Source organism: Tissierella creatinophila DSM 6911, assembly GCF_001940565.1.
In the GTDB taxonomy this organism is placed as follows: domain Bacteria; phylum Bacillota; class Clostridia; order Tissierellales; family Tissierellaceae; genus Tissierella_A; species Tissierella_A creatinophila.
In genome coordinates, this window is record NZ_LTDM01000066.1 from 25,509 (window position 1) to 39,502 (window position 13,994).

Here is a 13,994-nt window from a genome sequence, read left to right on the forward strand (position 1 = left end):
ACAAAAAAAAGACCTTTGTTTAGGGATTTTAACTAAACAAAGGTCTTGCTTCCTAATATTAGGTAATTAGCCGGGACTCTTCCGTACTGACGACTAATTTATTGTAAGCTACTCCCCTTTATATATGAGTATAGTATATACTAATTTTTCCATAATATCAATCAAAATAAATTTATAATATAAACTACGTAGCTAGAAAATAAAAGAATACCTGTAAATCTTCCTATTTTTTTTCTAAGCATACCTGGAACTGTAAATATAAGCATAAATAAAATTGCTACCGGTATGTCAGTGGTAAGACTTGAAGTCATAACCCTAAGACCGGTAGGATGAACTAAAGCTGAGACTCCAAGAACTGAGGTTATATTTAATATATTTGCACCTAAGATATTTCCAACTGAGATATCAGGCTTATTTTTAAGGGTTGCTGTTAATGATGCTGTAAGTTCAGGTAGAGATGTTCCAAGTGCAAGTAGTGTAAGGCTTACAACCTTTTTAGGAATACGAAGGATGTTTGCTATTTCTACTCCAGTATTTACTAATATATCTGCCCCGTAAATAATTAAAAATCCTCCAATTAAAAACTTTAAAATATTTATATTGAGATCTACCTTTATATCTTTAAAGTTTATCTTTTCACGAGTTATCTTTGATTTATTAGGTTGATAAAAGTTCAGTAGCATAAAAGGAATAGTTAGAGTTACTAATATAAATCCTTCAATTTTAGTTACAAGACCATCGGATGCAAGAAAATAAAATATACTTATAAATACTATCATCATTAAAGCTTTACTATCAAACTTAGAATCCTCTATTTTTATAGGTTTAAAGATTACACAAATAGATATTACAACAGCTATATTACAAATAATAGAACCTATGGAATTTCCTACTGCTATCTCTGAAAGCCCATCCTTACTTGCTAGTGTTGATACGAAAAATTCTGGAAGTGTAGTTGCAAAGCTTATAAGGGTTATTCCAATTAAACCCATAGAAGCACCTGTAATTTCTCCAAACCATATAGCAGAATCTACAAACCAGTCGCCGCCTTTTAAAATCATAATAAGTCCCATAATAAATAAAATATAAATCAAATAATTCGCCATAGTCTTCCCCCTAGATTTCAACAAGTTTTCTTTATCCTTAGGAGCTGGATAAGTAAGAGCTTTGCTATCAGACAAGCATCTGATACAAGTTTTCTTTATATATTTATATAAATATATAAACTTTTTATGACTTAATCTCCATTTAAAACTATTATTAATTGACATGAGCACCATATTGATAGATAATTTAGATATGTAAGTTAAAATAGGAGGAAAAAGAATAATGGGGATTAAATTTTGTTCACTATCAAGCGGTAGTAGTGGCAATTGTCAGTATATAGAAACAGATAATTCAAAGATTTTAGTTGATTCAGGCTTTAGTGGTAAAAAGACACAAGAACTTCTTAAAACTATAGATGTAAGCCCTGCTGATCTAGATGCAATACTTGTAACTCATGAACATATAGATCATATAAAGGGAGTAGGAGTCCTCTCTAGAAGGTTTGATTTGCCGATATATGCAAATGCCAATACATGGGTAGGTATGGAAGGAAAGATTGGAGATATAAAAGAGAAAAACACTAAGATTTTTACTACGGATAGTTTTTTTGATTTAAAAGATTTGACTATTTTTCCAGTATCCACATTTCATGATGCTAATGAACCTGTAGGATACATATTATTTTATAAGGGTGTAAAGATAAGTATAGTAACTGATACTGGTTTTATAAGTGATAATATAGTAGATAAAATAAAAGACTCAAATCTTTATTTCTTAGAATCAAATCACGATGAGTTCATGCTAAAGGAAGGACTATATCCTTGGCATCTTAAAAGAAGAATTTTAAGTGCCCAGGGTCACCTTTCTAATGAAGATGCAGGAGAGACGCTTTCAAATATATTAAAGGGAAATGGAGAAAAGGTAATATTAGCACATTTAAGCAAGGACAACAATGTACCAGAACTTGCTATGAGTACTGTTAGAGATATCTTGACAAAGAAGGGTTTAGATGTTGAAAAAGATATAGATTTAGGACTTTCATTTAGAGATAGGACTACTTGTGTTTATGAATTTTAAGGAGTGATGATGATGAATAGAGGACCTAGAAGGGGAAATGCTTCATATATAATGGTAGCTATAATAGCTGGAATTATAGGGGGAATATTGGCAACTTATATTGCCCCAAATTTTTTATATGGGAAACTAATACCAGTTCCTGACATATATAAATCTTCTTCTAATAGTAATAGTGGAGCTAATATTAAAATAGTCCCTACAGATGATATTGGAGTTGTTTCAGCAGTTGCTAAAAAGGCAATGAATTCTGTAGTTGGAATTACAACAGTTGTTATACAAAAGGAATGGTTTTGGGAAAGGCCTATGGAAGGAGTAGGTTCTGGAGTTATAGTAGATAGTGATGGCTATATTTTAACCAACTCTCATGTTATAGGTGATGGGCAAGCTAGAGAGATAAAGGTATTGTTTGAAAACGGTGACAATCTAGATGGAAAAGTACTTTGGTTTGATAAGACACTTGATTTAGCAGTAGTAAAAGTTAAAGCAAAAGGACTAGCTCCAGTAGAACTTGGAGATTCGGAAATCTTAGAGGTGGGAGAAGTTTCTGTAGCTATAGGTAATCCACTTGGACTAGAGTTTCAAAGGTCTGTAACTTCTGGTGTAATATCAGGACTTCATAGATCTATCAAGGTAGATGAATTTAATATAATAGAAGACCTTATTCAAACTGATGCATCAATAAACCCAGGTAACAGTGGAGGTCCTCTTTTAAACAATAGAGGAGAAGTAATAGGAATAAATACAGCTAAGATTCAAACTGGGGAGGGACTTGGTTTTGCAATCCCAATAAATCTTGTAAAGCCAATAATATCTGAAATAATAAATAAAGGCTCATTTAATAATGTAAATATAGGCTTTAGAGGAATAGAGGTAGAAGTTTATGAAAGACAAGTTGGAGTAGATCTTGAAGTAGATAGAGGAATAGTACTACTTGAGATAATTTCAGGTTCTCCTGCTCAAAAGGCTGGACTTCGTCAATTAGATATATTGAGTTTAGTAGATGGCAAGGAGGTTGACTCTATTCCAAGTTTAAAAAAGATACTCTATAAATATAAAAAGGGTGACAAGGCAGTTTTAAATATAATAAGAGATGGAAAGAAAAAAGATGTAGAAATAAAATTTTAGATAGAATTAAAGATTAAATGTTTTAAGGTTTTTATAAAAAAACAAAATGGGGGAAAATAATTTATGAAAAAAACTATAATTGTTTTATTAGTATTGGCAGTTGCAATTGTACTGCAGGTGTTTCTTTCCAAGCAGAAAGATAAAAGATTGGGTTTAATCCTACCTTTAGTGGGACTTATCTATTCTATAACGACGATTTTTGGCATTACAATAGGTAAAGATACAACTGTGGGAGAAGCTATGGGGCTTGCAATTTCAACTTTTTTACTTTCAAATATACCTACAATTATTTTAATGACAATTTATTTGGGATACAGAGGAAAGTTAAAACAAATAAAAGATTAAATAAAATCATTGTAGGGACTACCGATAGATAACTGATTGGTAACTCAAAAAAATAAAGTGTTATAAAATGGTATTTAAAATTAATTTTAAATACCATTTTACTTAGGAGAAAATATGAATATTAATATAATAACAGTAGGAAAAATAAAAGAAAAATATATAAAAGAAGGTATAAATGAGTTTTCTAAAAGACTTTCAAGATATGGAAAGTTAAAGATAATAGAAATAGATGATGAAAAAGCACCTGAAAATCTATCACAAAAAGATATGGAAAAGGTAATGGAAAAGGAAGGGGAAAAGATCATCTCCAAGATTCCCCAAAATTCCTTTATTATTTCCCTGGAAATCGAAGGAAAGAGTATTTCCTCGGAAATGTTGTCGAAAAAGATAGAAGATATAATGATAAGTGGAAACAATGATATAACATTTATAATAGGGGGTTCTTTGGGACTCTCTAATGAAGTTAAAATGATGAGTAATTTTAAATTATCATTTTCTAAAATGACATTTCCCCATCAGCTTATGAGGCTTATTCTTTTAGAACAAATCTATAGAGCATTTAGGATAATGAAGAATGAACCCTATCATAAATAAAAAATATTAATAAAGTATGGATTATTAGTAACAAGTCTTGTCCACATCTCATATTATATATTGAATAAAACAATAGGAGAGTGGTAGGGATGAATGGAAATAATTGTTTAACACTAGGAATGAAGGCACCAGATTTTGAAGCCGAGTCAACTTTTGGACCATTAAGATTATCAGATTATAGAGGACGTTGGGTAGTTCTTTTCTCACACCCAGGAGATTTTACGCCTGTCTGAACCACCGAATTTATTGCTTTTGCAAAGCAATATGACTGTTTCTTGGAAAGAAACACACAACTTATAGGAATTAGTGTAGATAGTAATTCTTCACATCTTGCATGGGTATATGATATATATTTAAAGACAGGTATTCATATTCCATTTCCAATAGTTTCAGATAAGATGGGAAAAATAGTAAATATGTATGGAATGATAGCACCAAATATAAGTACAGATACCACAGTTAGAAATGTGTTTATTATTGATCCTAATGGAATAATAAGGGCAATACTAATTTATCCTCTTTCAAATGGAAGACATATTCCAGAAATAATAAGACTTTTAACTGCTATGCAATTAAGCTATAGAGAAGGGGTTGCAACTCCAGCAAATTGGTGTCCAGGAGATCCTGTTGTAGTTCCCTCTCCTAAAACTTACGATGAGCTTTTAGAGAGAGTAAGTTCTTCCGAGTATGATTGTGTATCCTGGTATTTATGTTATAAGGATATATATTAAAATTATTAATGACAGAGAAATTAATTTCTCTGTCATTAATAATTTTGCTCTACGAATTTAAATATCCATTTAAAATAAAGAGAACAAAAAGTTCTACAAGTATGATATTATATTTTCATAAACAATAGGATTTTGAGACATAAAGAGCGTATTATTAGAATAAATAAAATTAATAAATTCAAACTAATTGAAAAGATGAAAGGAAAATAATATGATAAGAGTACCGGAAATTAAACTTTATTTAGAAGAAGACGAAGAAAAGTTAAAAGAACTTGTATCTAAAAAGCTAAATATTTCTATTAAAGATATAAGTGAAATAAAGATATTTAAAAAATCAATAGATGCTAGGCGTAAGGAAAAAATCCACTTTGTATATACACTTGATATAGAGGTGAAAAATGAAGAAAAACTACTTAAAAGATATTCTAAAAAAGGTGTCACAAAGGTAAAAGAGGTAACTCGTAACTATGAATTTAAAGAACGTAGAGATGTTCTAAGACCTATTGTAGTGGGTACTGGACCATCTGGGTTGTTTGCAGGTCTTGTGCTTGCTAAATCAGGTTTTAAGCCTATACTGCTTGAACGAGGTAAGGATGTGGATAGAAGAGCAGTGGATGTTGGATTCTTTTGGAACGAAGGAAAGCTTAATCCTGAATCAAATGTACAATTTGGTGAAGGGGGAGCTGGAACATTTTCAGATGGAAAACTTACAACACTTGTAAAAGATCCTAGATCTCGTTGGATATTAGAAGAGTTTGTAAAGGGGGGTGCACCAGAGGATATACTCTATATAAATAAGCCTCATATAGGAACTGATATACTTAGAAATGTAGTAAAAGAGATTAGAAAGACGATAATATCCCTTGGTGGGGAAGTGAGATTTGAAAGTAAAGTTACAGATTTAATAATTAAAGATAAAAAAATAGTAGGTGTAAAAGTAAATGATAGAGAAACAATAAGAACAGATACTGTACTTTTGGCGCTTGGACATAGTGCAAGAGATACTTTTGAAATGTTACTTTCTAGAGGCGTAGAAATAAGTCAAAAATCTTTTTCAATTGGAGTTAGGATAGAACATCCCCAAAATCTAATAAATAAAAATCAATATGGAGAGTTTAAAGATCATGCTAAACTAGGTGCTGCTGAATATAAACTTTCAGGTCATTTTGACAATGGTAGATCTGCATACTCTTTTTGTATGTGTCCTGGGGGAATGGTAATCTCAGCAAGCTCAGAAGAAGGGCAAATAGTAACTAATGGTATGAGTATGCATTCTAGAGATGGTAAAAATGCAAACAGTGCATTACTTGTGGGGGTCACTCCTGAAGATTTTGAAAGTACTCATCCACTAGCTGGAGCCCAGTTTCAAAGAAAATGGGAATCTTTAGCTTTTACTTTAGGTGGATCCAACTATACAGCTCCGGCCCAAAGGGTAGGAGACTTTTTAGAAGATAGAGCTTCTACTGAAATAGGAAGTATAGATAAAACTTATACTCCAGGAGTAAAGATGACTGATTTAAGAAAATGCTTACCAGATTATGTAACAGATACTCTTAAAATGGCAATAGTTGAATTTGATAAAAAGATAAAGGGGTTTAATACTCCAGATGCTATAATGACAGGAGTTGAGACAAGAAGTTCTTCTCCTATTAGAATACAAAGAGGAGACTCGCTAGAGTCCAATATAAAAGGACTTTATCCAGTAGGAGAAGGAGCAGGTTATGCTGGTGGAATCATGTCTGCTGCGATAGATGGTATAAAAGTAGCAGAAAAAATCATAAACTAAAGGACAAGGGAGATCCCTTGTCCTATACTTCAAATGATAATTTTTTTGATTCTTTTTGTTGGTACATTAAATTGTCTATTCTTTCTACAAACCATTCTGATGTTATAGGACTATCTCCACGAAAAACATCATAACCTATACTAAAACTCAACTTATAAGGAGTTATATTTTCACTATTAAACTTTTCTATATTCGTTTTTAATCTTTCTACTATACCTTTTATTTCTGTAACTTTATTTACCTTTAAAATTATTAAAAATTCATCTCCTGCATATCTTGCTATAAAATCTTCTTTTCTAAAATTATTTTTTAAGATAGTAGCTACATATACTAATGCTTTGTCACCTTCGCTATGCCCAAATCTATCATTGATAGATTTAAAATCATCTAAATCTATCATAATCCCTCCAATAAGCTTATCTTTATTTCGTGTAATAATATCTTCTAAATAGATATTTAATTTTCTTCTATTATAAAGACCTGTTAAAAAATCAATATATAGTTTGTTGTTTTGTATATTTATAAAAATTATAAAGATAGATAAGGCTAAACTTACTGAAGTAAGCTTTACTCCGTAAAAAAGTGTTTGAATAATTCCTCCTATAAATGGAGGAATTATAAATGCAATAAGAGAGTAATAGTTTTTGGAAGAGATGTCATTTTTATATTTTATGATTTGCATAAAAGTATAGAATAAATATCCATATGAAATAATCATTATAACTTGAAAATAAGGGCCTCTATTGTAAATATTCGTTTTATCAACATAAAATAAAATCCCATGAAATATTCCCCGAGTTAAATTAATCATAGTTAGCCATATGCTTATTATAATCGGAACAAGAAAAGTAGTAAGTCTTTTTTCTATTCGCGCTCTGTCTTCATGTATTTTATAATCTGCATATAAAGCCCAAATCATACTGGTTACAGGAGCTAATATGTAATCTATTGTAGAAAACAACAAGTTTGTTTTTATCATAAATGCGCCTTCTCTACCATCTACAAAAGTTTTTACAATTTCTATTATAAGTAATGATAAAGTCAATATGATAAGAGTTAAAAATAATTTTTGATCCGTTAAAATATTTCTTGAGTCCCTCTTAATATTTATAAAAATTAAGAAGATAATTATAAATGCAAACAAATTTACCTTAATTAAATTAAAAAACTCCATAAACATGCCTCTTTTCTCTGAAAAAATATGAATATCATATAAATGATACCCATAAAGGTTGAATTTAAAAGCCTATTATAGCTATATTCGTATTTTGGATATAATATACTATTTTAAATTATAATTTATTTTAATAAAAGGGTCAACTGGCTTTATTATACAAATTTCGCTAAGCATATTTGGAAGAGATTATTAAAAAAATCAAGTTTAGCATATATACTAAACTTGATTTTTTAATCTAAAAAATCTTTAATTTTTTGACTTCTACTTGGATGACGGAGTTTTCTAAGTGCCTTTGCTTCAATTTGTCTAATTCTTTCACGTGTTAAGTTGAATATATTTCCAACTTCTTCTAGAGTTCTTGCTCTACCATCATTTAAACCAAATCGTAGGATTAAAACCTCTTGTTCTCTAGAAGATAGTGTTTCCAATACATCTAATAGCCCTTCTTTAAGCATTACTAGAGATGTAGCTTCTGCTGGAGTCTTTATAAAATCATCTTCAATAAAATCTCCAAGTTCACTTTCTTCTTCTCCGATGGGAGTTTCTAGAGAAACTGGTCTTTCAGCTATCTTTTGAATCTCTCTTACCTTTTCAGGCTCCATCTCAAGCACTTCTCCTATTTCTTCAGGAGTAGGTTCTCTACCTAATTCTTGAATTAAAGATCGCTGTACTTTTACTAGTTTATTTATTGTTTCAACCATATGAACTGGCACCCTTATAGTTCTAGCTTGATCTGCCAATGCCCTTGTAATAGCTTGTCTAATCCACCAGGTTGCATAAGTGCTAAATTTAAAACCTTTAGTATAGTCAAACTTATCTATAGCTTTCATTAGTCCTATATTGCCTTCTTGGATTAGATCTAAAAAGGACATTCCTCTTCCCATATGTTTTTTTGCAATGCTAACTACAAGTCGAAGATTGGCTTCAGCAAGTCTACTCTTTGCTTCTACATCTCCTTCTTCTATGCGTTTAGCGAGTATAATTTCTTCTTCTTTATTGAGAAGAGGGACTTTCCCGATTTCTTTTAAATACATGGTAACTGGGTCATTTATAATTTTGGCCACAACAGCATCCCCTTCTTTTTAGACATACATAATTATATTCTACATTAGATCACAAAGAATAGCAATGTAATTTGCAACCATTATTATATAACTATACCCAATTATCTATTTTGACTATCACAAATAGATAAATAAAATTACAAAATAAGGAATATTATCATATATTTTTTTAATATCAATATAGTTTATCCTTAATTTCACATAAGTTCACTTAAAATTATAATTCTTTCATAATGTTCTAATATTTGGTAGAATAAATATATAGATTCGAATTATACTAAGAAAAAAAGGACGGTAAGATAAATGTCGAATAATTTTAAAGAATTAGGAATAAAGGAAAAGTTAGTAGATTTACTTTCAAATAATGGAATAAAGACTCCAACTCCTATTCAAGAAAAGGCAATTCCAAAGATACTTGATGGAAAAGATATTATAGGAGAGGCACAAACAGGTACAGGTAAGACTTTAGCTTTTCTACTTCCTATAATAGAGGGAATAAATGTAGAGAAAAATCAAATACAAGCTCTAATAATGGCTCCTACTCGTGAACTTGCAATTCAAATTACCCAAGAAGCTAAAAAATTAAGTGAGCCCTTTGGTATAAATATACTTGCAATTTATGGTGGTCAAGATGTTTTTAAGCAACTTAAAAAGCTAGAAAATGGAGTTCATTTAGTAATAGGTACTCCAGGTAGACTATTAGATCATATGAGACGTGATAGTATAAACTTAGGTTATATAAAGTACCTTGTATTAGATGAAGCAGATGTTATGTTAAATATGGGATTTTTAAATGATATGCAAGATATAATCTCTAACACCCCTAAAAGAAGACAGACAATGCTTTTTTCAGCTACAATACCTAAGGGACTTAAAGCTCTTGCCAAAAGATATATGAAAGAGCCTGAAACTATAAAGATTGAATCTACAAATATAATCTTAGATGATATAAATCAAATAGTGATCAAGACTACAGATAGGGGAAAAGAAGAAGCACTTATAAATATTATAAAAGAAGAAAACCCTTTTATGGCGATAATATTTTGTAGAACTAAAAGAAGGGTAAAGACTTTAAATATTCACTTACAAGAAGCTGGTTTTATCACAGAGGAAATACATGGAGACCTTAGTCAGGCTAAACGTGAGAGAGTTATAAAATCATTTAGAAAAATGGAAATACCACTGCTTGTAGCTACAGATGTTGCAGCTAGGGGTCTTGATATAGAGGGGATAACACATGTATTTAACTATGATATACCAGAAGACCCAGATTCTTATATACACCGCATAGGTAGAACAGGAAGAGCTGGAGAAAAGGGAAAAGCATACACCTTTGTAACACCAAAAAATGAAGAAGATTTAATTTCTATAGAGAAAAAGATAAATACTACTTTAAAGAGTAAGGATATGAATAAAAACAAAGGTCAAATAACTTCTAGAAGTTCTAAGGTAAAATCAAGTTTTAAAGATAAAGAAAAACCACTTAAAGGTAATAAATGGGATAAAAATTCTTCAGGAAAAGGTAAATCTATAGAAAAGAATAAGTCTAGAGGAAGAAAGGCGCGGGGCAGATAAAAATGATAAATTTAGAACCAATAAAAAGGATGAACAATGAAGAAAAGTATAAATATATGATAATTCTTTTAAAGGGGCAAGTAGCAAGTGAAACTGATCCACTAGCAAATATTTCAAATGCTGCAGCTTTAATATTTAATATAGTAGAAGATTTAAATTGGGCGGGATTTTATATTTTAAGAGAAGGTGAATTAGTTTTGGGTCCATTTCAAGGTCTTCCTGCATGTAATCGTATAAAGATAGGAAAAGGTGTATGCGGAAAGGCTGTAGAGTCAAGAGAGATCCAATTGATAGAAGATGTAAATCTTTTCCCAGGGCATATAGCATGTGATAGTGCATCACGCTCTGAATTAGTACTTCCTATAATTAAAGATGGAAAAGTTTATGGTGTGCTAGATTTAGATAGTCCGCTAAAAGCTAGATTTACAGAGCTTGAAAAACAATATTTCATAAAGTTTATGGAAGTTTTAAATGAGTATATAGACTGGAAAAACATTTAAAAGAGGAGGTTATCTCCTCTTTTAAATGTTTTTATTTGTTTGTTGACTCCACTACTGGTTCTCTTAGTGGTTTTATATGGGCTAAATAGTACACAAGTGGAACAATTATTCCACCAGATATTATGTTGCCTATAGTAACCGGAATTATATTATTTGTCCACATGCTAAGCCAACTAAACTCTAGTCCTGCAAACTTTGCAAGAGGTAAGAAAAACATATTTGCCACACTATGTTCAAAGCCTGCTAGTACAAATAACATAATCGGAAACCAAATTCCCCAAATTTTAGATGCTACATCTTGTCCAGCAAGTGCAAGCCATACTCCAAGAACTACTAATATATTACATAGTATTCCTCTAATAACAGCAGTACCAAAACTAAGACTTAGTTTTGCATTTGTTATATTAAATATTAGCTCCTTAACTGGTTCTGTAATCATACCTGATTTGTTAATTGTAAATGCTAATAGAACTGATCCGATAAGATTTCCCAAATACACTAAAATCCAAGTTCTAAACATCTGAAGTAGACTTATCTTTTTGTCCATAACAGCCATAGTCATTAAAGTATCTCCAGTAAAGAGTTCGCTGCCTGTAAAAACTACTAGCATAAGACCTACGGGAAAAACACTAGCACCTAAAAACTTCATAAGTCCAATGTCTATTTTTCCCAAGGTTTGACCAATAAGTATGTACCCAAAACCACCAAAACCTATATATATTCCTGCCATTATAGCAAGAAGTATGCTATTTAAAGTGGTAAGATTTGCTCTTACTTCAGAAGTACTTATTATAAATTTAGATACTTCTACAGGGCTTAAAAATCTTTTTTCCAAATAATCCTCTCCTTTCTTATTATATTAAAATATCTACTTAGTCATTATAACAAAAAAACATATGAACGTAAACCAATATAAAAAAGTTTTCCAATAAAGTGGTAAGTATAATTTGTTTAATATATAATGAATAGGGTAATTATATGTAATAGAGAGAAAATTATAATAGGAGGTCACTATAAATGTCACAATATCATGAACCAGTAGAGTTTTTAGATGGAAAAGCACTTGATATTTCAAGAGCATTAAATAGTTTAAAAGAGGAAGTTGAAGCAGTAGATTGGTACAATCAAAGGGTTGCAGCATCAAGTTGTCCTGAGCTAAAAGCTATAATGGCTCACAATAGAGATGAAGAAATAGAACATGCTGTTATGACTATAGAATGGCTTAGAAGAAATATGGATGCTTGGGATGAAGAAATGAGAACATATCTATTTAAGTCTGGATCAATTACAGAACTTGAAGAGGCAGCAATGGATGGAGAATCTTCTGGAGATGCTAAAGCAGGGGATTCTAGTTTGAAAATTGGAGATTTAAAATAGGAGGGAAATTCATGTTATATAGAGATATATCACCAGTTACTAAAAAAACATGGGAAGAGATAGATCAACGAGCAACAGAAGTTTTAAAGTCATACTTATCAGCTAGAAAAGTAGTCCATGTAGTAGGACCTAAAGGTCTTGAATACAATGCGATTTCTGAAGGAAGACTTGCTAATGTAGAAGAGCAAGATGGCGTGTTTTTTGGAAATTATCAAGTAGTTCCATTAACTGAAATTCGCATAGAGTTTGAAATGGATAGATGGGAGCTAGATAATGTTGAACGTGGAGCAAAAGATGTAGACTATGAACCATTAGAAAAGGCTATGGAAAATGCTGCTCTGTTTGAAGAAAAAGCTATCTTTAATGGACTAGATAAAGCTATAATCCAAGGATTAGATGGAGAAAAGAGTCAAGGTACTCTTACACTTGGTTCTAGCGTGAACGAAATAATGGATGCACTTACACAGGGTATAATAAAGTTAAGAAAAGCTTATGTAAAAGCTCCTTATACACTTGTGGTTTCTCCTGAAGCATATAAGAGAATTCTTTCAGTAGATACAGGATATCCATTGGTTAAAAGAATAGAAGATCTAATTGGAGGAAAGATTGTTTTAAATCAAGTTATAGAAGGAGCATATCTGCTTCCATATGACAATGAAGATTTAGAACTTACAATAGGAAGAGACTTTTCCATAGGTTATCAAAACCATACAAATGAAAAAGTGAAATTCTTTATAAAAGAATCATTTACATTTAGAGTACTAGATGAAAATATAATTATAAAATATAATTTAAATTAATCTTTAAAAAAGAAAATCTTTTAAAAAATAAAGGATTTTCTTTTATTTTTAAAAGATTTTCTTAAAGAAAGAGTAAAGAGGTGTTGAGTTTATGTTTTTACAAGAGGTTTCATGGGGAGTAGCTTTTGTAGCAGGCTTTTTATCCTTTTTCTCCGCCTGTATACTTCCACTTATACCAGCTTATATAATGTATTTAACTGGAAGCACCCTTGAAGAAGAAGTAAATGAGAGAAGACTATTTGCCCTAACTCGTACCCTTGGATTTGTATTAGGTTTTACGGTTATTTTTATTATAATGGGAGTTTCAGCAAGTTTTATAGGAAAAGTTTTTGTAAGAAATAGGGATATATTTGCTAAGGTCAGTGGGATTCTTATTATATTATTTGGATTAAATATGCTTGGTGTATTTAAATTTGGGATAATGAAAAAGATAAATATAAAAGCGCCTAAAAGCGTTACAAATTGGTTTAGTAGTGTTCTTATGGGTATGGCCTTTGCAGCAGGCTGGTCCCCTTGTTTTGGACCAGTACTTGGAGCTATCTTGGTATATGCAGGAGCAACAGAGACACTAGGTCAGGGAATATTGCTACTACTAATATATTCATTTGGAATGGCGGTGCCCTTTATCTTAACTTCATTATTTATAAATAAATTTGCAGAACTTATGGATAGATACGAAAATTATTTAAAATATATAAATATAATAGGTGGAGCATTGATGATAGTATTTGGACTTTTAGTATTTTTTGATAAAGTAGTAGATATAAGCAGACTTCTACTTTAAAGGAGGAAGAAA

At 30.9% G+C, this 13,994-nt stretch carries 14 protein-coding genes and 1 pseudogene; 11 read left to right on the forward strand and 4 right to left on the reverse strand.

All coding sequences use genetic code 11. From position 1 onward, the window contains the following. Positions 1-161 precede the first annotated feature (161 nt). Positions 162-1,106: a calcium/sodium antiporter gene (locus TICRE_RS12480; RefSeq protein ID WP_075728603.1), complete on the reverse strand. Its 945-nt coding sequence runs from the start codon at positions 1,104-1,106 to the stop codon at positions 162-164. A gap of 223 nt (positions 1,107-1,329) precedes the next feature. On the opposite strand from TICRE_RS12480, the gene TICRE_RS12485 reads away from it, so the two are divergent. From TICRE_RS12485 to TICRE_RS12510, 6 genes are all read left to right on the forward strand, one after another. After that, the gene (locus tag TICRE_RS12485; protein ID WP_075728605.1) at positions 1,330-2,124 is read left to right on the forward strand and encodes an MBL fold metallo-hydrolase; all 795 of its coding nucleotides are present in this window, start codon (positions 1,330-1,332) and stop codon (positions 2,122-2,124) included. A 12-nt stretch (positions 2,125-2,136) separates the two neighbouring features. Further along, positions 2,137-3,249: a serine protease HtrA gene (htrA, locus tag TICRE_RS12490; RefSeq protein ID WP_075728607.1), complete on the forward strand. Its 1,113-nt coding sequence runs from the start codon at positions 2,137-2,139 to the stop codon at positions 3,247-3,249. Positions 3,250-3,312: 63 nt separating this feature from the next. After that, positions 3,313-3,594, forward strand: coding sequence for a hypothetical protein (locus TICRE_RS12495; protein ID WP_075728609.1), 282 nt, complete (start codon positions 3,313-3,315; stop codon positions 3,592-3,594). Positions 3,595-3,708: 114 nt separating this feature from the next. Continuing rightward, positions 3,709-4,188, forward strand: coding sequence for a 23S rRNA (pseudouridine(1915)-N(3))-methyltransferase RlmH (gene rlmH / locus TICRE_RS12500; RefSeq protein WP_075728611.1), 480 nt, complete (start codon positions 3,709-3,711; stop codon positions 4,186-4,188). 119 nt (positions 4,189-4,307) lie between these two features. Continuing rightward, complete coding sequence (locus TICRE_RS12505) at positions 4,308-4,919, forward strand: peroxiredoxin (RefSeq protein ID WP_233120213.1); 612 nt, start codon at positions 4,308-4,310, stop codon at positions 4,917-4,919. Between the two features lie 211 nt (positions 4,920-5,130). After that, complete coding sequence (locus TICRE_RS12510; RefSeq protein WP_075728613.1) at positions 5,131-6,705, forward strand: NAD(P)/FAD-dependent oxidoreductase; 1,575 nt, start codon at positions 5,131-5,133, stop codon at positions 6,703-6,705. 22 nt (positions 6,706-6,727) lie between these two features. Here TICRE_RS12510 and TICRE_RS12515 read toward each other — a convergent pair whose 3' ends face one another. Continuing rightward, the gene (locus tag TICRE_RS12515; RefSeq protein ID WP_158016548.1) at positions 6,728-7,879 is read right to left on the reverse strand and encodes a GGDEF domain-containing protein; all 1,152 of its coding nucleotides are present in this window, start codon (positions 7,877-7,879) and stop codon (positions 6,728-6,730) included. Positions 7,880-8,112: 233 nt separating this feature from the next. Then, positions 8,113-8,934 (reverse strand): annotated as a pseudogene (gene rpoD, locus TICRE_RS12520) (RNA polymerase sigma factor RpoD); the annotation flags it as partial. Positions 8,935-9,249: 315 nt separating this feature from the next. Between rpoD and TICRE_RS12525 the strand changes: the two are divergent. Together TICRE_RS12525 and TICRE_RS12530 are read left to right on the forward strand one after the other, a co-directional pair. Beyond that, on the forward strand, positions 9,250-10,521 hold the full coding sequence (locus TICRE_RS12525; RefSeq protein WP_075728617.1) for a DEAD/DEAH box helicase: 1,272 nt from the start codon (positions 9,250-9,252) through the stop codon (positions 10,519-10,521). A gap of 2 nt (positions 10,522-10,523) precedes the next feature. Next, positions 10,524-11,021, forward strand: coding sequence for a GAF domain-containing protein (locus TICRE_RS12530; RefSeq protein ID WP_075728619.1), 498 nt, complete (start codon positions 10,524-10,526; stop codon positions 11,019-11,021). A gap of 31 nt (positions 11,022-11,052) precedes the next feature. Here the strand turns inward: TICRE_RS12530 and TICRE_RS12535 are convergent, their stop codons facing one another. Then, positions 11,053-11,856 (reverse strand): formate/nitrite transporter family protein, encoded by an 804-nt coding sequence (locus tag TICRE_RS12535; protein WP_075728621.1) that lies wholly within the window; start codon positions 11,854-11,856, stop codon positions 11,053-11,055. A gap of 182 nt (positions 11,857-12,038) precedes the next feature. Here TICRE_RS12535 and TICRE_RS12540 point away from each other — a divergent pair, with 182 nt between their 5' ends. The 3 genes from TICRE_RS12540 (at position 12,039) to TICRE_RS12550 (ending at position 13,982) form a co-directional block, all read left to right on the forward strand. Next, a complete protein-coding gene (locus tag TICRE_RS12540; protein WP_075728623.1) occupies positions 12,039-12,398 on the forward strand; it encodes an encapsulin-associated ferritin-like protein in 360 nt (119 codons plus the stop codon). A gap of 11 nt (positions 12,399-12,409) precedes the next feature. After that, positions 12,410-13,198, forward strand: coding sequence for a family 1 encapsulin nanocompartment shell protein (locus TICRE_RS12545; RefSeq protein ID WP_075728625.1), 789 nt, complete (start codon positions 12,410-12,412; stop codon positions 13,196-13,198). Positions 13,199-13,289: 91 nt separating this feature from the next. Further along, entirely contained in the window at positions 13,290-13,982 is a 693-nt protein-coding gene (locus tag TICRE_RS12550; RefSeq protein ID WP_075728627.1) for a cytochrome c biogenesis CcdA family protein, read from the forward strand. Positions 13,983-13,994: the final 12 nt, after the last annotated feature.

Bases quoted from the DNA above. Each gene is read 5' to 3' on its own strand.
- TICRE_RS12480 (WP_075728603.1), bottom strand. From the start codon at position 1,106: ATGGCGAATTATTTGATTTATATTTTATTTATTATGGGACTTATTATG.
- TICRE_RS12485 (WP_075728605.1), top strand. From the start codon at position 1,330: ATGGGGATTAAATTTTGTTCACTATCAAGCGGTAGTAGTGGCAATTGT.
- htrA (WP_075728607.1), top strand. From the start codon at position 2,137: ATGAATAGAGGACCTAGAAGGGGAAATGCTTCATATATAATGGTAGCT.
- TICRE_RS12495 (WP_075728609.1), top strand. From the start codon at position 3,313: ATGAAAAAAACTATAATTGTTTTATTAGTATTGGCAGTTGCAATTGTA.
- rlmH (WP_075728611.1), top strand. From the start codon at position 3,709: ATGAATATTAATATAATAACAGTAGGAAAAATAAAAGAAAAATATATA.
- TICRE_RS12510 (WP_075728613.1), top strand. From the start codon at position 5,131: ATGATAAGAGTACCGGAAATTAAACTTTATTTAGAAGAAGACGAAGAA.
- TICRE_RS12515 (WP_158016548.1), bottom strand. From the start codon at position 7,879: ATGGAGTTTTTTAATTTAATTAAGGTAAATTTGTTTGCATTTATAATT.
- TICRE_RS12525 (WP_075728617.1), top strand. From the start codon at position 9,250: ATGTCGAATAATTTTAAAGAATTAGGAATAAAGGAAAAGTTAGTAGAT.
- TICRE_RS12530 (WP_075728619.1), top strand. From the start codon at position 10,524: ATGATAAATTTAGAACCAATAAAAAGGATGAACAATGAAGAAAAGTAT.
- TICRE_RS12540 (WP_075728623.1), top strand. From the start codon at position 12,039: ATGTCACAATATCATGAACCAGTAGAGTTTTTAGATGGAAAAGCACTT.
- TICRE_RS12545 (WP_075728625.1), top strand. From the start codon at position 12,410: ATGTTATATAGAGATATATCACCAGTTACTAAAAAAACATGGGAAGAG.
- TICRE_RS12550 (WP_075728627.1), top strand. From the start codon at position 13,290: ATGTTTTTACAAGAGGTTTCATGGGGAGTAGCTTTTGTAGCAGGCTTT.